19 protein-coding genes and 3 pseudogenes are annotated in these 23,480 nt (G+C 62.2%); 11 read left to right on the top strand and 11 right to left on the bottom strand.

Going from position 1 to position 23,480, the window contains the following annotated elements; all coding sequences use genetic code 11:
• Positions 1 to 42 precede the first annotated feature (42 nt).
• The 3 genes from JWR98_RS25215 to JWR98_RS25225 all read right to left on the bottom strand — a co-directional run bounded on the left by JWR98_RS25215 (position 43) and on the right by JWR98_RS25225 (position 2,019).
• Complete coding sequence (locus tag JWR98_RS25215; protein ID WP_078734783.1) at positions 43 to 654, bottom strand: 3'-5' exonuclease; 612 nt, start codon at positions 652 to 654, stop codon at positions 43 to 45.
• Between the two features lie 25 nt (positions 655 to 679).
• A complete protein-coding gene (locus JWR98_RS25220; RefSeq protein WP_003176255.1) occupies positions 680 to 1,156 on the bottom strand; it encodes a LabA-like NYN domain-containing protein in 477 nt (158 codons plus the stop codon).
• Between the two features lie 119 nt (positions 1,157 to 1,275).
• Complete coding sequence (locus tag JWR98_RS25225) at positions 1,276 to 2,019, bottom strand: DUF2076 domain-containing protein (protein ID WP_078734784.1); 744 nt, start codon at positions 2,017 to 2,019, stop codon at positions 1,276 to 1,278.
• A gap of 180 nt (positions 2,020 to 2,199) precedes the next feature.
• Here JWR98_RS25225 and JWR98_RS25230 point away from each other — a divergent pair, with 180 nt between their 5' ends.
• Positions 2,200 to 2,859, top strand: a complete 660-nt coding sequence (locus tag JWR98_RS25230) for a YciC family protein (protein ID WP_042945957.1) — start codon at positions 2,200 to 2,202, stop codon at positions 2,857 to 2,859.
• Positions 2,860 to 2,899: 40 nt separating this feature from the next.
• On the top strand, positions 2,900 to 3,988 hold the full coding sequence (locus JWR98_RS25235; protein WP_205491500.1) for an endonuclease/exonuclease/phosphatase family protein: 1,089 nt from the start codon (positions 2,900 to 2,902) through the stop codon (positions 3,986 to 3,988).
• Between the two features lie 24 nt (positions 3,989 to 4,012).
• Here the strand turns inward: JWR98_RS25235 and JWR98_RS25240 are convergent, their stop codons facing one another.
• Both JWR98_RS25240 and hrpB read right to left on the bottom strand, forming a co-directional pair.
• Entirely contained in the window at positions 4,013 to 4,786 is a 774-nt protein-coding gene (locus tag JWR98_RS25240) for a hydroxypyruvate isomerase family protein (protein ID WP_205491502.1), read from the bottom strand.
• Between the two features lie 326 nt (positions 4,787 to 5,112).
• Positions 5,113 to 7,621, bottom strand: a pseudogene (hrpB, locus tag JWR98_RS25245) (ATP-dependent helicase HrpB).
• A 110-nt stretch (positions 7,622 to 7,731) separates the two neighbouring features.
• Between hrpB and JWR98_RS25250 the strand changes: the two are divergent.
• Together JWR98_RS25250 and JWR98_RS25255 are read left to right on the top strand one after the other, a co-directional pair.
• Complete coding sequence (locus tag JWR98_RS25250; protein WP_078734788.1) at positions 7,732 to 8,151, top strand: polyribonucleotide nucleotidyltransferase; 420 nt, start codon at positions 7,732 to 7,734, stop codon at positions 8,149 to 8,151.
• A gap of 9 nt (positions 8,152 to 8,160) precedes the next feature.
• Positions 8,161 to 9,065: pseudogene (locus JWR98_RS25255) on the top strand (cation diffusion facilitator family transporter).
• Between the two features lie 19 nt (positions 9,066 to 9,084).
• Here the strand turns inward: JWR98_RS25255 and JWR98_RS25260 are convergent.
• Complete coding sequence (locus JWR98_RS25260) at positions 9,085 to 10,092, bottom strand: DUF6515 family protein (RefSeq protein WP_078734790.1); 1,008 nt, start codon at positions 10,090 to 10,092, stop codon at positions 9,085 to 9,087.
• Positions 10,093 to 10,509: 417 nt separating this feature from the next.
• Here JWR98_RS25260 and JWR98_RS25265 point away from each other — a divergent pair, with 417 nt between their 5' ends.
• On the top strand, positions 10,510 to 10,989 hold the full coding sequence (locus JWR98_RS25265) for an Lrp/AsnC family transcriptional regulator (protein ID WP_003176264.1): 480 nt from the start codon (positions 10,510 to 10,512) through the stop codon (positions 10,987 to 10,989).
• 162 nt (positions 10,990 to 11,151) lie between these two features.
• Complete coding sequence (locus tag JWR98_RS25270; RefSeq protein WP_025999909.1) at positions 11,152 to 11,361, top strand: DUF2788 domain-containing protein; 210 nt, start codon at positions 11,152 to 11,154, stop codon at positions 11,359 to 11,361.
• On the opposite strand, the gene JWR98_RS25275 is transcribed toward JWR98_RS25270, so the two are convergent.
• The 4 genes and pseudogenes from JWR98_RS25275 to JWR98_RS25290 form a co-directional block, all read right to left on the bottom strand.
• Positions 11,356 to 11,991 (bottom strand): pseudouridine synthase, encoded by a 636-nt coding sequence (locus JWR98_RS25275; protein ID WP_225908856.1) that lies wholly within the window; start codon positions 11,989 to 11,991, stop codon positions 11,356 to 11,358. The genes JWR98_RS25270 and JWR98_RS25275 overlap by 6 nt on opposite strands.
• Positions 11,992 to 12,061: 70 nt before the next feature.
• Positions 12,062 to 13,534, bottom strand: a complete 1,473-nt coding sequence (gene amn / locus JWR98_RS25280; protein ID WP_179119961.1) for an AMP nucleosidase — start codon at positions 13,532 to 13,534, stop codon at positions 12,062 to 12,064.
• Positions 13,535 to 13,624: 90 nt separating this feature from the next.
• A complete protein-coding gene (locus tag JWR98_RS25285; RefSeq protein ID WP_078734793.1) occupies positions 13,625 to 15,280 on the bottom strand; it encodes an acyl-CoA dehydrogenase family protein in 1,656 nt (551 codons plus the stop codon).
• Between the two features lie 67 nt (positions 15,281 to 15,347).
• Positions 15,348 to 17,737: pseudogene (locus JWR98_RS25290) on the bottom strand (hybrid sensor histidine kinase/response regulator).
• 276 nt (positions 17,738 to 18,013) lie between these two features.
• Between JWR98_RS25290 and JWR98_RS25295 the strand changes: the two are divergent.
• The 4 genes from JWR98_RS25295 (at position 18,014) to JWR98_RS25310 (ending at position 21,547) form a co-directional block, all read left to right on the top strand.
• A complete protein-coding gene (locus tag JWR98_RS25295; RefSeq protein ID WP_205491501.1) occupies positions 18,014 to 18,811 on the top strand; it encodes a hydroxymethylpyrimidine/phosphomethylpyrimidine kinase in 798 nt (265 codons plus the stop codon).
• A 32-nt stretch (positions 18,812 to 18,843) separates the two neighbouring features.
• The gene (gene thiE / locus JWR98_RS25300) at positions 18,844 to 19,473 is read left to right on the top strand and encodes a thiamine phosphate synthase (RefSeq protein ID WP_003176271.1); all 630 of its coding nucleotides are present in this window, start codon (positions 18,844 to 18,846) and stop codon (positions 19,471 to 19,473) included.
• 11 nt (positions 19,474 to 19,484) lie between these two features.
• Entirely contained in the window at positions 19,485 to 20,768 is a 1,284-nt protein-coding gene (hemL, locus tag JWR98_RS25305) for a glutamate-1-semialdehyde 2,1-aminomutase (RefSeq protein ID WP_003176272.1), read from the top strand.
• Between the two features lie 224 nt (positions 20,769 to 20,992).
• Complete coding sequence (locus tag JWR98_RS25310; protein ID WP_003176273.1) at positions 20,993 to 21,547, top strand: tetratricopeptide repeat protein; 555 nt, start codon at positions 20,993 to 20,995, stop codon at positions 21,545 to 21,547.
• Between the two features lie 65 nt (positions 21,548 to 21,612).
• Here JWR98_RS25310 and JWR98_RS25315 read toward each other — a convergent pair whose 3' ends face one another.
• Entirely contained in the window at positions 21,613 to 21,939 is a 327-nt protein-coding gene (locus JWR98_RS25315; RefSeq protein WP_003215457.1) for a DUF1820 family protein, read from the bottom strand.
• 131 nt (positions 21,940 to 22,070) lie between these two features.
• Here JWR98_RS25315 and miaB point away from each other — a divergent pair, with 131 nt between their 5' ends.
• Positions 22,071 to 23,399 carry a tRNA (N6-isopentenyl adenosine(37)-C2)-methylthiotransferase MiaB gene (miaB, locus tag JWR98_RS25320; protein ID WP_003176275.1) on the top strand — a complete coding sequence of 443 codons (1,329 nt, stop codon included), beginning with the start codon at positions 22,071 to 22,073 and terminating at the stop codon, positions 23,397 to 23,399.
• Positions 23,400 to 23,480 lie beyond the last annotated feature (81 nt).

Here is a 23,480-nt window from a genome sequence, read left to right on the forward strand (position 1 = left end):
TGCCTGACACACTGCTATCGGGAGCAAGCCCCTCCCACATTTTTAGAACCCGCGGTGCTTCTTCAAATGCTCATTGATCTTCGCCGCCGGCACTTTCTGCAAGGTACATAGCAAATCATGGGACAACTCGCGCAGGCCGTGGGTCTGGCGCAGTTCCCGGGCCAGGTGCGCGGTGAGGTTGGCCGCCATTTCCGCATCCGCCAGCGCCCGGTGAGCCTGGCCGGTGTGGGGCAGTTGCGCGTAGCTGTTGAGCGTGCCGAGTTTGTGGTTGGGCGCCGCCGGCATCAAGCGGCGGGCCAGCAGCAGCGAACAGGCGAACTTTTGCAGGCGGGTGCGGCGGATCAGGCCCAGCTCATAATCCCAGAACTTCTGGTCGAACGCGGCGTTGTGCGCCATCAGTGGCGTGGTGCCGACGAACTCATTGACCTCGTTCATCACCCGCTCGGCCGGTGGCGCGCTGCGCAGCATGGCGTTGCTGATGCCGGTGAGTTGTTCGATAAAAGCCGGCACGCGTACGCCGGCATTCATCAGGCTCTGGTAGCGGTCGACGATGTGCCCGCGCTCAAGGATGACCACGGCAATTTCCGTGGCCCGGCAGTGGCTGCTCGGGGTGATGCCGGTGGTTTCAAAGTCGATGACCGCTATACGTTCCAAACCTGTTTCAACTCCGTTTACACATTTATTTGAGCAGCAACGCGCCTTCGATCGGCACGTAGCGGCTGGCGGCGCGTATCAGTGAGTTGGCCGTCAGCCCTGGTACGCCGTAGGCCACGGCATGTACGCCATGCTTGTGGATGATGCGTTCGAGCAGCATGTCGAAATCGCCGTCGCCGGAGGCCAGCACCACTTCGTCAACGTGGTCGGCGGCGTCCATGATGTCGAGGGTGATGCCCACGTCCCAGTCGCCTTTGGCCGAGCCGTCGGCGCGCTGGATGTAGGGTTTGAGTTTTACCGTAAAGCCCAGGTTGCGCAGGATCTGCTGGAATTGCTGCTGCTTGCTGTCGCCACGGTCGATGGCATACGCGTACGCCTCGACGATCTGCCCGCGGGCGCTGATGTCAGCCCACAGGGCCGCGTAATTGAAGTGGCAGCCATAGGCCTGACGCACGGTGTAGTAGAGGTTTTGCACATCGGCGAACACTGCAATTTTCTTCACCGCACTTCCCCATGACAGCCAGGCGCCAGTGCCCGGAAAGGGTGCCAGTATGCCAGCCGCGAGCAGGTTGCCGGGAAAAATCAGCCCGGGGCGACGAAGCGCCCCAGGCATTGGCGGTGTCAGACGAAGGAGTCGTCGTCGCCGAACGAGGAGGAGTCGTCGGAATAATCGCTGTCGGCGAAGCTGTCCGCGCTGTTGCCGCCCCAGCTGTCATTGCCGGCATACTTCTGGTCGTCATTGCCCCAGCCGCCCTGGTCGCTGGCGGGCGCCGGTTGTTCGATGATTTCTTCCACCACCTGCGGCTGCTGGTTGTGATGGAACAGGCTGCTGATACCTTCGGCCAGTAGCACACCACCGGCCACACCGGCGGCGGTTTTCATTGCGCCGCCGAGGAAGCCGCTGCCCACAGGCGCGGCGGCCGCCGGTTGTTGCGGCGGCTGTTGCAGCGGTTGTTGATAGTTCTGCTGCGGGGCCGGCTGGCTGAACGATGGCCGCGCCGGTTCACGCCAGCCGCCGCCCGTGTTGCTGGGCGCAGGTTGCGCCTCCCGCGGACCACCGCCAAAGATGCTCGACAGAAAACCACCACCGCTCGGCGCGGCGGATTGCGCGGATTTGGCGCGCTGCAGCTCATCCTGCAATTGCTCGATCTGTTGCGCCTGCTGCTTGTTCTGCGCGTCGAGGCTCTTGAGTGCATGTTCCTGCACCAGGATCGACTGGGTCATGTAGTACCCGGCGGCGGGTTGGCGAGTCATGTGCTCCTTGATCCGCGCTTCGGCCTGGGCGTCGCGGGGGGCTGAGTCCGTTTCGGCTTGCTGCAACCGTGAAAACAGTCCATCGATCAGGGTTTGCTCTTCGCTGTTCATGGCGACCTCGTTAGATTGCCGGTAGAAATCGTGGTCCTGCCTGTGATCAGGCCAGGTGCGTGCTAGTTATGGGGGTGTTACGAGTTGTTTCAATGGTCTTTACTCAAGGTTTACGTTTGCGTCCCCCAGACCCTGATCGGTTAAAGTGTCGCCCTTGCTTTTAGGCCAGCGATGAACCTGATGAATCCGTTAGACGTATTGCGCGACTCCTTCCGCTTTACCCGGCACAACCTGGGCGCCATCGTGCAGTTGTGCCTGCCGCTGGTGATCCTCGAGGCCCTGCTGCAACAGGTGCTCGACCATACGCTCGGCGCCGATGCCTTCCCTGGTTACAGCGTGGTGGTGGGGTTATTGGTGTACCCGCTGTACACCGGCGCCTTGATCCTGTTTCTCGACGCGCGCACCCGTGGCGAGTCACCGCGCACCAAAGACGTATGGGCCATGGCACTTACGCTGTGGCCGCGCTTCGCCGTGTTGACGGCCATGAGCACCCTGCTGATCCTGCTCGGGTTATCGCTGTATTTCCTGCCGGGCCTGTGGCTGATGGTGGTGCTGGCGTTTGCCGAGTACTTGCTGGTATTGCGCGGTTTGTCGGCGCTGGAGGCCATGAAGGAGAGCTTTCGCCTGACCCGTGGGCATTTCTGGCGGATCCTGGTGTGCCTGTTGTGCGTGATGACGCCACTGTGGCTGCTCAAGGGCGCCAGCGTCGCGGCCTATCCCGACCCCGCGCCGTGGCTGGGGCTGTTGATGGACAGCGCCCACAGCTTCCTGCAACTGTTCACCAGCGTGGTGTTGTTCCGTTTATTCATGCTGATCGGTGGCGATGCTGACGCACGGTGATATGCTCCGTGCCATTCCTGAAACGCTATAAGCCGAGCCGATGACCCGTTTATTGCGCATCACCTTGCTGGGCCTGTTGATCATCGCAGGCCTGCTGACCGCCGTGATCTACAGCCTGACCTGGCGTCCCGCCGCCAAGGAGACCTTGCCGGTACGCTGCGTTGCGCCGCGCGCACCGACCCTGCTGCCGGGGCAGGCGCTCAAGGTGATGACCTGGAACGTGCAATACCTGGCCGGCAAGAACTACGTGTTCTGGTACGACACCGCCGACGGCAGCGGCCCGGACGATCGCCCCACCGTGGAGGACATGGCCGTGAGCCTGGACGAAGTGGCACGGGTGATCCGCGACGAACAGCCCGACATTCTGCTGCTGCAGGAACTTGACGAAAACGCCAAACCCTCGCACTACCGGGACCAGTTGGCCCTGTTGCAAGAGCGCCTGGTCGACCTCTACCCCTGCAGCGCCCAAGCGTTCGACTGGAAAGCCGATTTTGTGCCAAACCTGCATATCTTCGGCAGTGTCGGACGCAAACTCGCGACGCTCAGCCGCTACCAGATCGAACACGCCGAACGCCTGCAATTGCCCGTACCGGACGCCAACCTGATCAGCCGCCAGTTCCAACCCAAGCCGGCCTTGTTGCTGACCTACCTGCCACTGAGCGACGGCGGCCAACTGGCGGTGCTCAACACGCGCCTGGACGCCGGCGCGCCGGGGCGCAGCGCGGTGCAGGAGCAGGTGAAAACCACGGTCAAGTTGCTGGATAAATTCGAAGGCCGGGGTACGCCCTGGCTGATCGGCGGCGATTTCAACCTGCTGCCCCTGGGCCAGTTCCTGCGCCTGGACGCCGGCAAACGCGGGCAATATTCACCGGACAGCGAGCTGCACCTGATGTGGGACAAATACCCGATGATCCCGAGCAACAGCCAGTCCAGCGGGATCGATCGCGAAAAGTGGCTGACGCACTTCCCCAATGATCCGAAACTGGACGGCCCGGATCGAACCCTCGACTACCTGTTCTACAGCCCACGCATCAAGCGGGTCGAAGCCAAGGTGCGCCAGGAAGATACGTTGCGTATCTCCAACCACCTGCCGGTGATTGCGCGGTTTCTGTTGCCCGCCGCGCAATAACCGACTCTTGCCTGCTTCAGCGTTTCACGTGCGGTCGCATAGAACCTGAGCGCTCAGTTGCTTAATCCACCCAAGGCTCGCAACAGTCGACCCGGAAGGACGGTATTCACAGCCGATCCATCCTCGGTAGCCACGCTGCTCCAGCGCCGCGAACAAGCCCCTAAAGTCGAGGGTCCCGGTGCCCGGTTCATGGCGCCCCGGGTTGTCGGCAATTTGCACATGGACGGTTCTGTCATAAAACCGCGCCAGCACCTCGGCGGCGTCCCCGGTCAACAGCTGGGCATGATAAAGATCAAGAATCACCCCGACACTCGCAAAGGTTTCCAGCACCTGTTGCGCCTTGTCGAAGTCAGACATGTAATAACCTGGCATCGCCTGCGGGCTGATCACTTCAATAAGCGCTCGCAACCCCTGATCCTCGAAGTACTTGACGGCATATTCCAGATTGCTCCCGTAGGCGCGCGCGGCCTCCTCCTGTTGCGTCGTCACGCCCGACATGATGTGGACATCCGAACAGGCCAGCGCCTTCGCATAGCGGACGGCCTCGCGCAAGCCGTTGCGAAACTCGTCTTCCTTGCCCTGCAGGGCCGCGATGCCTTTGGTAACGCCAGCGGGAGCCGCGAACTGAATCAACGGCAGGCTGTATTGAGCCAGATGGTCCGCCAGCAGGCTCGTGTCGAATTCATAGGGCGAGGGGAACTCCACCGCCTTGAAACCGGCGGCGGCGGCCGCTTCGATGCGTTCCAGAAAAGGCAATTCATTGAATTGGAAACCGAGGTGAGCATTGAATTTAAGCATTGGGTAAATATCCATCCTGGGAATAAACGAACTCATCAGCCTGGAGCATCCTTTGCCGCTCCGGCGCCACGCTATCGGAAGTGGTCAGTGCAAATACTCACCCTCTTCGTATGGTATTTTCCCACTCCAGTCCGGTGGGGGTATCTGCCCCGACGGGAACGGACTGAAGCTAACCATTCGGAATAGAACCTGTGATCAAGAAAGACCTCGCCCTGCAGTTGGTCCCACGCGTCATCGACATGGTTCGCGCCCGGTCATGGTTGCAATGACGAAGGACGTTGGGTAGAGCAGCGAGAGTATCCTTCTTGCTGCGATTCCAAGCCCTCTCAAGGCTTTCTAGGTTTGATTTTCGCCGTTGCCTGCGCCACCAATGGGTCGTCCGGCCAATAGTGTTTCGGATACCGCCCCTTCAAATCCTTCTTCACCTCGGCATACGTACTGCGCCAGAAATTCGCCAGATCCTGCGTGACCTGCACCGGCCGCCGCGCCGGGGACAACAGGTGCAACTTCACCACCTGGCGTCCGCCGGCGATGCGTGGCGTATCCGCCAGGCCGAATAATTCCTGCAAGCGCACCGCCAGAATCGGCGGTTGTTCGCTGTAATCCAAACGCACCGAGGAACCTGACGGCACTTTCACATGCTGGGGCGCCAGTTCGTCCAGGCGCTGGGGCAATGGCCAGGGCAACAGGTTGTACAGGTAGCTGGAAATATCCAGGTTGGCGAAGTGGCTCAGGCGCGAGACTTTGCCTAGGTAGGGCATCAGCCAGTGTTCCAGGCCGGCGAGCAACGCCTTGTCGCTGACGTCCGGCCATTCACTGGTTTTGCCGGCGTCCAGCTGGCGCAGCAGCATTACGCGGGCCTGCCATTGACGCAGTTCGGGCGTCCATGGCAACAGCTCCAGGCCCTTGCGCCGCACCAGGTTGACCAGCGCCTGGCTGCGGGCGGATTCGTCGAGACCGGTGAGGGGTTCGCGGCTGAGCACCAATTCGCCGACTTTGCGTTGGCGCTCGGCGCGCAAGACGCCTTCGCGCTCATCCCAGTCCAGTTGATCGACGTTGCGCACTTGCTCTGCGAGTACCGTGTCGAACAGCCCCGGATCAAAGTCCGCCGCCAGGTAGATGCGTTCTTCGCGCTGGCCCTGGCGGCTGCCCAGGTCGGCGATCACCAGCCACGGTTGCTTCATCAGGCTGTCAGCCTCGGCAAACAGCGCCGCGCGGCCGTTGGCCAGGCGGTATTCAGCGCCACCCGCGCGGCGTTGCTGGGCGACACGGTCCGGGTAGGCCAACGCCAGTAAGGCGCCGAGCCAGCGCGGGTGGCCTGGATCGGCCACAGGCTGGGTCGCCTGGCCTCTTAAATAGCCGCGATATTGCCGCGCCAGCTGCTTGGCCCGCTGCACGCCGCCCTGAGCCCCACGCGCACGTTCTTCACCGGACAACAGCGCCAGGCGACTGTGCAAGTCCGCGCCGCCACCGCGCAAAATATCGCGCTCGCCCAATAGGGCGGCGACATCACAGGCCGTGGCCGCCAGCCCCAAATCCTGCCCACGCAGCAGCAAATGCGCGATGCGTGGGTGGGCGGGCAATTCGGCCATCTTCTGGCCGTGGGCGGTGAGCTTGTCTTCATCCAGGGCGCCAAGGCGCACCAACAAATCCTGGGCCTGAGCATAGGCGGCGGGCGGCGGTACATCCAACCACACCAGTTGCGTGGGCGTGACGCCCCAGCGCGCCAACTGCAAGGCCAAACCGGCAAGATCGGCGGCCAGGATTTCCGCGCTGCCATACGCGGCCAACCCTTCGTGCTGGTCCTCGGACCACAAGCGATAACACACCCCAGGCTCCAAGCGCCCTGCCCGGCCGGCGCGCTGGGTGGCGCTGGCGCGGGAGATACGCTGGGTGTCGAGGCGGGTCATGCCGCTGCCGGGGTCGAAACGCGGTACCCGCGCCAGCCCGGCATCAATCACCACGCGCACGCCGTTGATGGTCAGGCTGGTTTCGGCGATGTTGGTGGCGAGCACCACCTTACGCTTGCCGGCCGGTGCCGGGTCGATGGCGGCGCGTTGGGCGTTGAGGTCCAGCTCGCCGTGCAGCGGGCACAACAGCACATCCGGACGATCACCCAGGGCGTCGGCCAGTTGCTGGTTCACCCGGCGAATCTCAGCCTGCCCCGGCAGGAACACCAGCACACTGCCGGTCTGGTCATGCACGGCTTCAAGGATGGTCTGCACCACCCGTGGCTCGATGAATTCGCCCGGCTGGTAGGGCCGGCCCCAACGCATCTGCACCGGGAACATGCGCCCTTCGCTGCGCAGGATCGGCGCATTGTCCAGCAGGCTGGCCAAGCGTTCGCCTTCAAGGGTGGCGGACATCAGCAGGATTTTCAGCGGTTGTTCATCGCGAAACAGCTCGCGGCCGTTCAGGCTCAAGGCCAGTGCCAGGTCGGCATCGAGGCTGCGCTCATGGAATTCGTCGAAGATCAGCAGCCCCACGCCCTCCAGCGCGGGATCATCCTGCAGGCGGCGGGTGAGGATGCCTTCGGTGACCACTTCGATGCGGGTGTTGGGGCCGACCTTGCTGTCGAGACGGATGCGATAGCCAACGGTTTCTCCGACCTTTTCGCCCAGCTCGTCGGCCAGGCGTTCGGCCGCAGCGCGGGCCGCCAGGCGGCGCGGTTCGAGCATCAGGATGGTTTGCCCGGCCAGCCAGGGCTCGTTCAATAAAGCCAAGGGCACACGGGTGGTTTACCGGCGCGGGGGGCGCTTCCAGCACGGCTTCATGGCGGTTCGCCAAGGCGTCACGCAGGGCGGGTAAAACATCATCGATCGGCAACGAATTCATACTGGCTCCAAAGCAGAGCGGCGAGTATAACGGCGAACTGCCGGATGCCGACGCTGGTCTCAAGGTCAGTGTTATATAGTCGCGTATCAACCGAATTCAGGAGAGTTTCCATGCGTATCGCTTCCCGTGTCATCGGCGGTGTCCTCGCCGTCACCCTGTTGAGCCAACTCACCGCCTGTGGTTCGATTTTCTACCCGGACCGCCGTGGCCAGATCGACGGCAAGATCGACCCGACCATCGCCGTGCTCGATGCGGTGGGCCTGTTGTTCTATGTGATCCCTGGCCTGATCGCGTTTGGCGTCGACTTCGCCACCGGCGCGATTTATTTCGAGCCGGGTAAAACCGCACAAGTCGCGCCGGAAAAACTCCACGACGCCATCGGCGCCGACGGCAAGGTCGACAACGTCAAGCTGCAATCGATCATTCAGAAAGAAACCGGCCGCACCTTGCCGCTGGACGATCCGCGCCTGATCCAGTTCAAGGGCAGTGTGCAGCAACTCGCCGCCCTGGGCCTGCAACCCGCCGCGTAAGGACTGCTTATGACCAGCAGTCCCGAACACGCCAGGCTCCTGCGCCTGGCACCCGCGCCTCCGTCGGCGTGGCCTGTGTGTTGATCATCACCAAGGCAATCGCCTGGTGGTTCAGCGGCTCGGTGAGCATGCTCGCCGGGTTGACCGACTCGCTGCTCGATGGCGTGACCTCGCTGTTGAACTTGCTGGCGGTGCATTACGCGCTGCGCCCGGCGGATGACGACCACCGTTACGGGCATGGCAAGGCCGAGTCGTTGGCGGGCATGGCCCAGGCGATGTTTATCGGGGGCAGTGCCGTGTTGATCGCGCTGCAGGCCTACGAACGGTTGCAACACCCGCAACCGGTGGGCGCGCCGTGGTTGAGCATTGGGGTGATCGTATTTTCCCTGGTGTTGACCGTGGCGTTGCTGATGCTGCAACACCGGGTCGTGCGCGAAACCGGCTCCAATGCCGTGCGCGCGGATTCGCTGCACTATCGCTCGGACCTGCTGCTCAATGGCAGCATCCTGTTGGCATTGGTGCTGGCCGCCATCGGCCTGCATCAAGTGGACGCCTGGTTCGGCCTGGGTATCGCCGCCTACATTTTGTGGAGCGCGATCCATATCGCACGGGAAAGCTTTGCGGTGCTGATGGATGAAGAACTGCCGCCGGACGTCAGCCAGCACATGCTGGAACTGGCCCGAGGCGTGCCGGGTGTATTGGGTGCACATGACCTGCGCACGCGCGTATCGGGCAACCATTGGTTTGTGCAGTTGCACCTGGAATTGCCGGGCGAGCTGACCCTGTCAGTGGCCCACGGCATCAGCGATCAGGCCGCCGATGCCATCCACAAACAATACCCGCGCGCCGAGGTGCTGGTGCATGCCGATCCTGTGGATCAGCTACAAGCGGCAAGTGACAAGCCCCAAGCTTGAAGCTTGAAGCTCAACACCGCTACTCCTGCACCTGATAGCCGCGACTGCTCAGGCAGTTGCCCTGGGCCTGGCGGTAGGTTTGCACCACCGCCGGGTCGGGGGCGTAAGTCGCGGCCTGCGGATCGAAGCCGCTTTGCTGCGCCGCCCAGCGATAACAGTCGTAACCGTCCTGCTGCACCTGGGCCGGTGACTGGCCGTTGGCGGGATAGGCCACTACGTCATAGCCGTTGCCTTGCGGAGCTGGCGGGGGCGACGGTACTTGCGCCGGCGGTTGCACCACCACGTATTGCTGGGTGCTTTCTTCGTAGCTGTAGTAAGCCCCGGCGGCCAGAAACAACAGTGCCCCGCCCACCCACACTTCACGCGCATAGTCCGGCAGGTAATGCACGCGGATGCCATAGGGTGGCGCCACTACGACGTAGCGCGGCCCTTGCGGGCGGTACCAGTAGCCGCCGGAAAAGAAGTAGTCCTGGCCGCGATACGGCACGCGGTAGTTGCGGTCCGGGAAGCGGTCGACAACATAACCGGGTCGATATTGCGGACCTGGGCCCCAGCCGTTGCCATGACCGTCGGGGCGACCGGGCCAGCGATGGTCATCCGGACGCGGCCCAGGCCGCGAGCCTGGGCCGCCAGCCTCCCAGTGCCGGTTGTCGTCGTTGCGCCGGGGAATGTCGCGGTAGTAACCCTGGCGCGGCTCCTGGGTCTGGCGCACGGTATCGGGCCGCCCCTGGATCGGCAGGTTATTCGACGGTTGCGGCTGCGGTGCCGGCCGACCCGGCTCATTGCCCTGCGGACGCGCTTGCCATTGGCCGCCGTGTTCAACAGGCGAATTCTGCGGGCGTGGCTGTTCATGCTCGGGACGCGGCGGCGCATTTTCCGCTCGCCGCCCACCTTCAGGGCCCCGCTCGTGCTGCCCCTGTGGCCCCTGGCCCTCGCGCGGTGCGTTATCACGCTCGTCGGCCATCACCTGCGCGCCGACGCTGACCACCAGCAAACCAACACCTGCCATACGCCAGATGCGCTTCATGCTTTTCCTCACTGTGGGTTAGGGCTTACAGATGAGACTGGAAAAGCCTCGCCCGGTTCTGAGACAGGTTATCAGTCACGAGAAGTATTTTCTTACGACAAAAAGAAAGGGGCGACCCGTCGGCCACCCCTTGAGAACTTCGTCCATGCTCAACGCTTTTGACGTTGGCTCACCTCACGCCGTCTTCTGGACAGTATGCAGCCTGGAGGCCGGCTCAACCCTGCTGGGGTGGCGGCCGCAACGGGCCTGATTGGGCTCGCTGTAAGTGGACTGTTGTCCAGGCGGTGATTCTGTTGATAAAGATACCTGCCTGCGCCCGACAGAGGATTGCGAAGATTGCGTCAATAAACAGTGCTTGCGCAATTTTTAACCCTTCATGGATAATTCATCGCAATAGTTACGACAAAGGCCAACCCAATGAGCAAGCTTGACCGATACGACCTGAGTATTTTGGCGGAATTGCAGCGCGACGCGAGGATCTCCAACCAGGAGTTGGCCGAACGCATCGGCCTGTCGCCGTCGCCCTGCTCGCGCCGGGTCAAGCAATTGGAAGACGACGGCTACATCTCGCGCCAGGTCGCCCTGCTCGATCGCAAAATGCTCGGCCTGAGCCTCACCGCCTATGTGCTGATCGGCATGGATCGTCACACCCCCGAGCGTTTCGAGAATTTCGAAGCGGCCATCCGCACCCTGCCCCAGGTGCTCGAATGCAGCCTGGTGACCGGGATGGATGCGGACTATCAGTTGAAAGTGGTGGTGCCGGATATGGATCACTATCAGAAACTGCTGCTGGGCCACCTCACCCGGATTGAAGGCGTCACCAGCGTGCGGTCGAGCTTTGTGCTCAACCAGGTATTGAACAGCACTGAGCTGCCACTGACCCACCTGCGCACCTAAGATCAGTGAAGGTCAAATGTGGGAGGGGGCTTGCCCCCTCCCACATTTGGCCTGTATTTCACCAGGGAAGTCTGCCTGCGACGCACCGACGCAAATCAATGTTGCGCCTGTAACGCTGCCGTATACTTTCCGCCTGCCCCAACGGAATAGCCCATGAACAACATCGATCCCGCCCTCTTCGAAGAATGGATGATGACCGGCCTGGTCACGATCCTGATCATTTTCATGGGCTTTATCGTCTGGGACCTGGCGAAGAAGTCCAAGGCCGGGCGCTTTGGTTCGTTCATCCTGTTTTTCGTGCTCGGGCTGGGCGTGGCGGCGTTCATCATCAAGAGCGTGGTGATCGGCCTGATCGAGTCCGGCGCCTTATAAGCGCGCCGGTACTTCCTTCCACTGGCCTTGGTCGAGGCCGTCGATTGTCCAATCGCCGATACGCACGCGCACCAAGCGTAAGGTCGGCAGGCCCACGGCGGCGGTCATGCGCCGGACCTGACGGTTGCGCCCCTCTCGAATCACCAATTCAAGCCAGTATGTCGGGATGTTTTTGCGAAAGCGTACCGGTGGGTTACGTGGCCAAAGCTGGGGTTCGTCCAGCTGCCGGGCTTCGGCGGGCAAGGTCTTGCCATCGTTCAGCTCAACGCCATCGCGCAGGCGTTGCAGATGCTCCTCGGTCGGTTCGCCTTCCACTTGCACCCAGTAGGTTTTCGCCAACTTGTGCTTGGGATCGGCAATGCGCGCCTGCAGTTGGCCATCGTTGGTCAGCAACAACAGGCCTTCGCTGTCACGGTCCAGACGACCCGCAGGGTAGATGCCGGGGATGTCGATAAAATCCTTGAGGGTCGCGCGCCCGCCTTCGTCGCTGAATTGGGTCAGCACATCGAAAGGCTTGTTGAACAGGATCAGCTTCGGCTCGGCCGGCGGCGCCTTGGCGACACGACGAGCAGCGGAATGCGGAGGTTTCACGCCAGGGCGGCGCGAATCAGGGCGGGCAGGACGGGACATGGCAAAGGAACATCTAACGTCAGGACCGACAATGCTAGTGGCCTGACCGTTAAATAACCATCCCCACCGCTTAGCGGAACGGCGGTTCGTCGAAGCTGCGCAGTTTGCGCGAGTGCAGCGAATTGAGCTCAGTGCGCAACAGGTCGACCGCCTCGATGCCGATCTTCAAGTGCTGGCTCACTGCGCGCTCATAGAACGCATTGGCCGAACCCGGCAGCTTGATCTCGCTGTGCAGCGGTTTATCCGAGACACACAGCAACGTGCCATACGGCACACGCAAACGATAACCCTGCGCGGCGATGGTGCCGCTTTCCATGTCCACCGCCACGGCGCGGGACAGGTTGATCAGCGGCCGTTCCTGGGCCCAGCGCAGCTCCCAGTTGCGGTCGTCGTAGGTCAGCACGGTGCCGGTGCGCAGGCGCTTTTTCAGCTCTTCGCCTTTTTCGCCGGTGATATTCGCCGCGGCCTGTTGCAGGGCCATCTGCACTTCGGCCAACGCTGGAATCGGAATATTCGGTGGCACTACACGGTCGAGGATTCCGTCGCGGCGCATATAGGCGTGGGCCAGTACGTAGTCGCCGATGGTCTGGGATTGGCGCAGGCCGCCGCAGTGGCCGATCATCAGCCAGCAATGCGGGCGCAGCACGGCCAGGTGGTCGGTAATGTTCTTGGCATTGGACGGGCCGACGCCGATGTTCACCAAGGTCACGCCGTGGCCGTCGGTGGCCTGCAGGTGATAGGCCGGCATCTGATAGCGGTGCCAGACCACGCCCGCCGCAATGGCGGACGCTTCACCATGATCCATGCTCTTGTCGATCACCACGTTGCCCGGCAACACCATGCGAATAAACCGGGGGTCGCTGCGCAGTTGTTCCAGGCCATGCAGGATGAACTGGTCGACATAGCGGTGGTAGTTGGTCAACAGGATCCACGGCTGCACATGGCGCCAGTCGCTGCCGGTGTAATGCACCAGGCGGCGCAGGGAAAAGTCCACGCGCGCCGCATCGAATAACGCCAGCGGCAGTGGGTCGGTGTTTTCCCAGTCATAGAGGCCATCGGCGATGCCATCGGTGGCGGCCGACAAGTCGGTGCTGGGGAACACGCGGGCCAGGGTCGCGGCGGTCACGCCGGAGCCGGCCAGTTCGTCGCCCTGCTCCACCACGTACGGGTAGGGAATGTTTTGCTGGCTGACGCCCACTTCTACCGTCACCGTGAAGTCGTGCATCAACGGCACTAGTTGCTCCAGCAAATACTTACGGAACGCCGAAGGATGGGTGACGGTAACGCTGTAGGTGCCCGGCAATTGCACCTTGGCATACGCCCGGGTGGTCTGTGGGACTTCGCCGTGGCAGTGGTAGGTCAGGCGCAGTTCCGGGTAACGAAACAGTGCGCGTTGCGCGGCGTCGGGTTCGACGCGGTCCTTGAGGTATTGCTTGAGGGCCTGATTAAGCGCGCCGGTGGCTCGCTCATGCAGAGCTGCCAGCCGGTCCACGGCTTCTTCGGCGGTTTGAACGACAACAAAAGCTTCGGTCACGGTAAGCATCCTGTGTTCTGACGTGCTGACCTTTATCTTGCCTGTATCCAGGGCTCACCGAAACAGCAGAGTTGGAATGCAATCCAATGTGGACCGTGTTTACATAGGTGAATGAGGGGTTGAGCGGGCGACGATGGCTTCCACCTCCACACCACGCGGCAACGTCCCGTACACCCGCCCGGAAGCCTCACCCAACCGACTGGCAATAAACCCATCACTGACCGCCGCATTCCCGGCCTCCAGCAACAACTTGGCCTGCAACGCCACGGCAATGTCCTCGGTCAGTTGCCGTGCACGGTACTGTATATCCTGGGTGTCCATAAACGCCGACTTGAGCTGCTCGATACGCCGCGCCAATGGCCTGTCACCGTGCCCATCACCGAGCTCGACAAACAACGCCTCCAGCACGCCCGGCTCCTTGGACAGGGCGCGCAGCACATCCAGGCATTGCACATTGCCGGAACCTTCCCAAGTGGAGTTCACCGGCGCCTCGCGGTACAGACGCGGCAGGATGCTGTCCTCCACGTAACCGGCACCGCCCATGCACTCGGCGGCTTCGTTGATCATGGCCGGCGCACGCTTGCAGATCCAATACTTGCCCACCGCCGTCACCAGCCGGGCGAACTTGGCTTCCTGCTCGTCGCCCAAGTGGTCCAGGGCGCGCCCCATGCGCATGCTCAAGGCCAGCGCGGCCTCGCTTTCCAGGGCCAGGTCGGCCAGTACGTTTTGCATCAGCGGTTGTTCGCTGAGCACACGGCCGCCGACCGTGCGATGGGCGCAGTGATGGCTGGCCTGGGTCAGCGCCTGTCGCATCAGGGCGCTGGAGCCGACCATGCAATCGAAGCGGGTCATGGCGACCATCTCGATGATGGTCGGCACGCCACGGCCCTCTTCGCCGATCATCCAGGCCACTGCGCCGCGAAATTCCACTTCGCTGGAGGCATTGGAGCAATTGCCGAGTTTGTTTTTCAGGCGCTGGATGTAGAACTGATTGCGCGTGTCATCCGGGCGGTGCCTGGGCAGCAGGAAACAGGTCAGGCCCTTTTCAGTCTGCGCCAGGGTCAGGAAAGCGTCGCACATCGGCGCCGAGCAGAACCACTTATGGCCCACCAGTTCATAGGCTTGCCCAGGGCCGCCCGCCCCTACCGGATAAGCACGGGTGGTGTTGGCGCGCACGTCGGTGCCGCCCTGTTTCTCGGTCATGGCCATGCCGATAGTGGCACCGGCCTTGTGGGCGATGCCGACGTTGCGTGGGTCGTAGTGAGTGCTGAGGATCTTCGGCAGCCAGGTCTTCGCCAGGTCAGGCTGCAGGCGCAGCGCCGGGACGCAGGCGAAGGTCATGGTCAGTGGGCAACCGGTGCCGGCTTCGGCCTGGCTGTGCAGGTACGTCATGGCGGCGCGGGCCACGTGGGCGCCGGATTGCGGATGGGCCCACGGCAGCGACGGCAGACCATGTTCAACGGCGGTGCGCATCAGTTCATGGTAGGCCGGGTGAAACTCCACCCAATCAATACGATGACCGTAGCGGTCATGACTGTTGAACACCGGTTTGTTCTGGTTCGCCAGGAACCCGGCCGCCATCAACGGCCCGCCGGCCAGCGCGCCGTAGGCATCGATGCGCGGCTCTGCCCAGCCGGCGCCGAAGCGGCGCGACCAGTCTTGCAAGGGCAAGTCGATGCGATACAGGTTGATGCCGTCCAGGGAAGGCGGCTGGTTGGTGACATCGTGGGTTTCGGCGAACTGATGCAGGTTCATGACGGCCTCCTGAAAAAAGGCCCCGTTTGGTTGAGACCTGCATTTCAGTTAAGCACCGTAGCCCGGCTTAAAAAAGTGACATACCCGCCGAATGCCCGGCGCGTTCGCCCTCGAATGCGCCCAGGACGCGACGCTCCAACACCGCCTGCAGCGCCTCGAAGCGCACCGGTTTAACCAGGCGTTCAGTCACACCGATGCCATGCCCCTGCTCGCGTTCGGGCACATTCAACGACGTACTCAAGGCGATCACCGGCAGCTCGCCGCAGCCAGGCAGTGCACGAATCTGACAGCACAACGAGAAACCACCCTCAGCAATATCCAACAACACCGCGTCGTAATTGCCTCCCTGCAACATCGCCAATGCCGCCGGACCGCTGTCCACGGTTTTGACCCGATAGCCGACCTTGAGCAGCATGCCACGCACCGCCAGCGGGTTGACGCTGTTGTCGTCCACCAGCAGCACGGCGCAGTCCTGCGGGACGCGTTGCCGGTCGGGCATGGCCTTGGGCTCGGACGGCGCCACGTCGACTTCCACTTCCATCTGGAAGCGACTGCCCTTGCGCGGTTCGGAGTGATGGGTGAGGCGCCCGCCCAGCAGCTCGATCAGTTGCCGGCAGATAGCCAGACCGATACCCAGGCCGCCGTATTCGCGGGTGGTGGAACCGTCGACTTGGAAAAAACGCTGGTACAGGGTGGCTTCGTCGAGGAAGGCAAAGCCGATACCGGTGTCGGTCACGATAAAGCTCAGGCGCAAGCGACCGTCGCTCTGGGGCACGCCGACCACGCGCAGGCGCACAGCGCCTTCGTGGGTGAACTTGACGGCGTTGTCCAGCAGGCAGTCCAGGCACTGGACCAACTTGCAGGCGTCACCGACCAGGCGATCCGGCAGCTCGCCCGCCACGTCGATGGAAAACGCCAGGCCTTTGCCCTGGGCACTGGCGCTGAATTGCTGGCGCAGGGTGTCGAGCACGCCACGCAGGCTGAACACGTCGGGCTGGGCACTCAAGCGCCCGGCCTGCAGTTCGGTAAGGGTGAGGATGCCGTTGACCATGCGCATCATGTCCCGCGCCGAACCGGCGGCGGTTTGCTGGTACTGCGCCAGGTCGTCGTCCAGCGGCACGGTTTGCATGAGTTCCAACGAACCGATCACCCCATTCATCGGTGTGCGCAGTTCGTGGGTCAGGGTGGCAAGGAATTCATCCTTGAGTCGGTTGCTGCGCGCCAGTTGCTGGTTGAGCACTTCGAGCTTCTGGCTGGCGTCGAACAGGGTCTGCGCCTGTTGCTCGCGCATCGCATTGATGCGGTCTGCCAAGGCTAGGGACAGCAGCGCCACTTCAATCGCCGAGCCGATCTGGCTGGCGTACATGGTCAGGAACACATTGGGCAGGTAGCCCAGCACCATCAGCGTGTTCACCACCCCGCCCAACAGGAACGCCGACCAGGCGATGATGAAATAGCGCGCCACCCGCTGGCCGCAATACCAGGCGTTTATGGCGGCGACAAAAATGCTCACGGTGAACACCAGCGCCAGGCCGTGGCCAGGCGCAGCGCCAGGGCGTAGCTGGTCATCAGCGACAGCAGCATCACGACCGCGCCGCAGGCCACCAGTGCCAGCAACAGACGGTTGATCCAGCGGCTGTGTTGCGCGGTGTGCAGGAAGCTGCGCGCAAACAGGCTGCCGAACAGTGCCGATGCCCCAATCAGGAACGGCGTCGCGGCATTCGCCCACCAGGGATTGTTCGGCCAGAAATATTCCACCGCCGCGCCATTGACCGACAGCTGATACATGCCGAACGAGGCAATATAGAAGATGTAATAGAGATAGCTGGTGTCGCGCACGCTGAGGTAGATAAACAGGTTGTAGACCAGCATCCCCAGCAGCACGCCGTAGATCAGACCCAGGACATACAGGCGCAGCGGCTGTTGTTCCAGGTAGGCAGTGCTGGACCAGAGGGTCAGCGGCGCCTGAATGGAACCTTCGCTTTGCAGGCGCAGGTAGACGGTTTTCGTCTCGCCGGGGGCGAAGTCGACCTTGAACAGGTAGTTGTTCTGACGAATCTCCCGTGCGGAAAACGGCAACGCATCGCCGGTATGGCCCGCCAGGCGATAGGCGCCGGTGCTGTCAGGCAGGTACAGGTCGAGGTGGTCCAGCGGCGGGTAAGCCAGCTCCAGCAACCAGGTGCGTTGGGCTTCGGGAGCGGAAGGCAAGTAATGCAGGTCGACCTTGAGCCAGAACACCGAGCGCGAGTAGCCAGCGTTGAGCGTGTCTTTATCGTGGGGCTTGAACCGCCGCGCGGCGGAAGGCGCACTGACATCGGCAATGGTGAGGGCGTCGGAGGGGTCTTCGAGCACTTGCATGGCTCGGCCAAGCGGCAGGCTGCGGGTGTCGTGGTCGAACTCGATGGCGCTGGCGAGCATCGGCAGCCCGCACAACAATAAAATCAGCAAATAGCGCATAGAGCCCCAGCGTGGCCTGTCCGGTTATGTCAAAAGCCCCCCCTTCCTTTTGAGACGACGTATACCGGCGATACAGTTAAGTTGTTTGGATCCACTCTAGCATAGCCGGTAGAGGCCATTGGACACCATTGAATTAAATTTTTAGACGCCTCTAGACCAAGGCTTTCAGCCGGTTTTGTCACGTATTTCAAGGCACTAAAAACGTCACTTCCTGAGCAAAATTCAACCCACGCTCGACGTCCCCGCAAAAAGCGTTTGGTGGTAAGCTCGCGCACCATGAATATCTACAGCTCTCGCCCCGTTGTCCTCTGTCTCTCCGGCCATGATCCCAGTGGTGGCGCCGGCTTGCAGGCAGATATCGAAGCCCTGCTCGCCCAGGGTTGCCATGCCGCGCCGACCGTCACCGCCTTGACCGTGCAGAACACCGTCAACGTCAGCGACTTCCGCGTGCTCGACCGCGAGTGGGTGCTGGCCCAGGCCAATGCCGTGCTCAGCGACTCCGAGGTCGCCGCCGTGAAACTGGGCATGCTCGGCTCCACCGTGATGGTCGACACCGTGGTCGAACTGCTGCAGGCACACCCGCACCTGCCGGTAGTCTGCGACCCGGTGCTGCGGGCCGGCGGCGGTGGCAGCCTGGGCAAGGACGAAGTCGGCTACGCAATGCGCGAACGGCTGTTGCCGCTGTCGCTGATCGCTACACCGAATCTGCCCGAGGCGCGCATCCTGGCCGAACTGCCTGACGGCACGGCCGACGCATGCGCCGAGAAGCTATTGCCGTTTATCCAGCACCTGTTGATCACCGGCGGCCACGGTGACGAGCATGAAGTGCACAACCGGCTGTATAGCCGCGACGGCACGCGCCACACCTTTACCTGCCAGCGCCTGCCAGGCAGCTATCACGGTTCGGGCTGCACCTTGGCCAGCACCCTCGCCGGGCGAATCGCTCAGGGTGAAGGGTTGGTGAGCGCGGTGCAAACGGCCCTCAACTACACTTGGCGCACCCTGCGTGACGCTGAACAACTCGGTCAGGGCCAATTTGTACCGCGCCGTCTGCCGCTGGATTTCTGCTCTTAACTTTCTGCTCTTAAAAGCAAGAGGCCTGCACGATGAAACTACGTGGCCTTTACGCCATCACCGACAGCCAACTGTTGGCCGGCAAATTCCTCGCCTACGTCGAAGCGGCGCTGGACGGTGGCGTGACCCTGTTGCAATACCGCGACAAAAGCAGCGACGAAGCCCGGCGCCTGCGTGAGGCAGAGAAGCTGCGTGAATTGTGCTCGCGCTATAAAACCCGGTTGATCATCAACGACGACGCCGAACTCGCCGCACGGCTGGGCGTCGGCGTACACCTGGGCCAGACCGACGGCCCATTGACGCCGGCCCGGGCGTTGCTCGGCTCCAAGGCGATCATCGGCGCCACCTGCCACAGCCAGATCGAACTGGCCGAGCAGGCCGCGAAGGAAGGCGCCAGCTACGTCGCCTTCGGTCGCTTCTTCAATTCCACGACCAAACCCGGCGCACCTGCCGCCACCGTCGACATGCTGGCCCAAGCGCGCCAGCGTCTGCACCTGCCGATTTGTGTAATCGGCGGCGTCACCCTGGAAAACGCCGAACCCCTGGTGGCCCACGGTGCCGACCTGCTGGCGGTGGTGCACGGCCTGTTCGGTGCCGACAGCACCCAGGAAGTGACGCGCCGCGCCCGCGCCTTTAACGACCTTCTTAAATATTCAGTTTAGAGAGCCCGATCATGTCCCGTTCCGAAACCCTGTTTGCCAATGCCCAGAAGCACATCCCCGGCGGTGTGAACTCCCCCGTGCGTGCGTTCAAGAGCGTGGGCGGCACGCCGTTGTTCTTCAAGCATGCCGAAGGCGCCTACGTCACCGACGAAGATGACAAACGTTATGTCGATTACGTGGGTTCCTGGGGCCCGATGATTCTCGGCCATAGCCACCCCGACGTGCTGGATGCGGTGCGCAAGCAGCTGGAACACGGTTTGTCCTACGGCGCACCGACCGCCATGGAAACCGAGATGGCTGACTTGGTGTGCTCAATCGTGCCGTCGATGGAGATGGTGCGCATGGTCAGCTCCGGCACCGAAGCCACCATGAGCGCGATCCGCCTGGCCCGCGGCTTTACCGGCCGTGACAGCATCATCAAGTTCGAAGGCTGCTACCATGGCCACTCCGACAGCCTGCTGGTCAAAGCCGGTTCCGGCGCGCTGACCCAGGGCGTGCCAAGCTCGGCCGGCGTGCCGGCGGCGTTCGCCAGACACACCCTGACCCTGCCGTTCAACGACATCGGCGCGGTCGAGCAGATGCTCAGCGAAGTCGGCCAGGACGTGGCGTGCATCATCGTCGAGCCGGTGGCCGGCAACATGAACTGCGTACCGCCGGCACCGGGCTTCCTCGAAGGCCTGCGCGAACAATGCGACAAGCATGGCGTGGTGCTGATCTTCGACGAAGTGATGACCGGTTTCCGCGTGGCGCTCGGTGGCGCCCAGGCGCATTACGGCGTCACGCCGGACCTGAGCACCTTCGGCAAGATCATCGGCGGCGGCATGCCGGTAGGCTGCTTTGGCGGCAAGCGTGAAATCATGCAGCACATTGCGCCGCTGGGCCCGGTGTACCAGGCGGGCACGCTGTCCGGTAACCCCTTGGCAATGGCGGCGGGCCTGACCACCCTGCGCCTGATCAGCCGCCCAGGTTTCCACGCCGAGCTGACCGACTACACCACGCGCCTGCTCGACGGTTTGCAGGAACGCGCCGACGCGGCCGGTATCCCCTTTGTCACCACGCAAGCGGGTGGCATGTTCGGCCTGTATTTCAGCGGGGCCGACGATATCGTCACCTTTGACGACGTGATGGGCAGCGACGCCGACCTGTTCAAACGCTTCTTCCACCTGATGCTGGAGGGCGGCGTGTACCTGGCGCCGAGCGCCTTTGAAGCCGGCTTCACCTCGATCGCCCATGGCGATGCCGAGCTGAAACTGACCCTGGATGCGGCCGAACGCGCCTTTGCAGCCCTGAAATAAATAGCTGAGCGACCTGACGTCGCCCCGAGCGACGTCAGATTTGCTACTTTGCCTACAGATATGTCCTTATTTGTCCGAGAATTCACCTGCAATCCGGCAGATAACTTGCCTGAGCAGCAGAAAAACGAGTAAAGACTTTGTAAGCAGGGGCCTGCTTATTTCATAATGCGCGCTTATTGGATCCCTAGCGGTCCGCGCGCCCCGTCAGAGGTAAGTCGATTCCCATGAAACGCACCGGCCGCACCCTGGTACTGGGCTGCCTGTTGCTCCTTCAGCCGCTGCTGGCACATGCACAAGCAGGCGGCAACTCGTTGTTAATCCCAGCGATGGGTCGTTGCACCCTCAATACCCAGCCAGAGAGCCAGGCCGAAGCCCTGAGCGCGTGCCAGAAACAGGCCGATGGTGGGGATGCGCAGGCGCAATACGAGTTGGGCGAGTACTTCCACGACAGCAAAAACCCCGCCCGCGACCTCAACAAGGCCTTGAGTTACTTCGAGAAAGCCTCGTTGCAGGGCCACGCCCAGGCACAGTTCCAGCTCGGCACCATGTTCTTCAAAGGTGAAGGCGTACCGGCCAATAACGTTCAAGCGTATATCGTGCTGAAAATGGCCGCGGTCAATGGCGCCGAAGATGCGCTGGACACCGCCGACGAAGTCGCCGAGCACATGCAGCGCGATGAACTGGAAGTGGCCACCCAAGTGCTGGGGCAGATTTTCCGCAACTACCTTCAGGAATTGCAGAGTGCCGATGGGCGCTCGCCCTTTTCACCTCTGCCCTGACTTTAGATTGGGGGGCTGCTTCGCAGCCCGGCGCGGGACAAGCCCGCTCGCTACTGGGTTATGCCTTACTTCTCAGGCATCGGCATCGGAAACGGCATGACGTTGCTCATGCCCCGCGCCTCGCTGATCTTCGGCGTACCCAGGCGCTCGACTTCATCGATGCGCACAATCGAATGCATCGGCACAAAACTGCGCACAACGCCTTCGAACTGAGCCTTGAGTTTCTCTTCGCCCGGGTCGACGACCAACTGGGTGCGCTCGCCAAAGACGAACTCTTCTACCTCCAGGAAGCCCCACAGATCACTTTGATAGATCTGCTTGGCGTACATTTCGAACACCTGGCCCTGGTTGAGGAAAATCACCTTGTAGATTGGAGCTTCACGTTTGGTCATGGCGGGCGAGCAACACATCGCGGATATAAAAGAGGGCGCGAACTATAGCATGGCACCCGATGCACAACGCTAGGAACCAATGGGCATGCCCTCTATAATGCGCGGTTCTTTACCACCAGTTGACGATCCCCATGGCCAAGAAGCTTTACATCGAAACCCACGGTTGCCAAATGAACGAGTACGACAGCTCGCGCATGGTCGACCTGCTGGGCGAACACCAGGCCCTGGAAGTCACCGCCCGCGCCGAAGATGCCGACGTGATCCTGCTCAATACCTGCTCGATCCGCGAACGGGCCCAGGACCGCGTGTACTCGCAGCTGGGCCGCTGGCGTGAATTGAAACTGGCCAACCCGGACATGGTGATCGCTGTCGGCGGTTGCGTGGCCAGCCAGGAAGGCGCCGCGATCCGTGATCGCGCACCTTATGTCGACGTGGTCTTCGGCCCGCAAACCCTGCACCGCCTGCCGGAAATGATCGACGCCGCCCGCGCTACCAAGCTGCCGCAGGTCGACGTCTCCTTCCCCGAAATCGAAAAATTCGACCATTTGCCCGAGCCGCGCATCGACGGGCCAAGCGCTTATGTGTCGGTGATGGAAGGTTGCAGCAAGTACTGCACATTCTGCGTGGTGCCCTACACCCGTGGCGAAGAAGTCAGCCGGCCGTTCGACGACGTGCTGTCGGAAATCATCCACCTGGCCGAAAACGGCGTGCGTGAAGTGACCCTGCTCGGCCAGAACGTCAACGGCTACCGCGGCCAGACCCACGACGGGCGCCTGGCCGACCTCGCGGAGCTGATCCGCGTGGTCGCGGCGGTGGACGGTATCGAGCGCATTCGCTACACCACGTCCCACCCGCTGGAGTTCTCCGACAGCCTGATCCAGGCCCACGCCGAGGTGCCGGAACTGGTCAAGCACCTGCACTTGCCGGTGCAATCGGGTTCGGACCGCATTCTGTCGGCGATGAAGCGCAACCACACGGCCCTGGAATACAAATCCAAACTGCGCAAATTGCGCGCGGCGGTGCCGGGCATCTGCATCAGCTCGGACTTTATCGTCGGCTTCCCCGGAGAAACCGAGAAAGATTTCCAGCAGACCATGAAGCTGATCGAAGACGTCGGTTTCGACTTCTCCTACTCGTTCGTCTACAGCCAGCGCCCGGGCACGCCGGCTGCGGATTTGCTCGACGAAACGCCAGAAGCGTTGAAAAAGGAACGGTTGAATGCGCTGCAGCATCGCCTGAATCAGCAAGGCTTCGAGATCAGTCGACAAATGGTCGGTTCGGTCCAGCGCATCCTGGTCACCGACTATTCGAAGAAAGACCCCGGCGAATTGCAGGGCCGTACCGAGAACAACCGGATCGTCAACTTCCGTTGCGACAACCCGACCTTGATCGGCCAGTTTGCCGATGTGCATATCGATGCGGCGCAACCGCACTCGTTGCGCGGGTCGTTGATTCAGTAATATCAGATCACCACAGTTCAAAAATGTGGGAGGGGGCTTGCCCCCGATAGCGGTGTGTCAGTATCAAATGTACTGGCTGAC

The organism is Pseudomonas lactucae, assembly GCF_016937615.1.
In the GTDB taxonomy this organism is placed as follows: Bacteria; Pseudomonadota; Gammaproteobacteria; order Pseudomonadales; family Pseudomonadaceae; genus Aquipseudomonas; species Aquipseudomonas lactucae.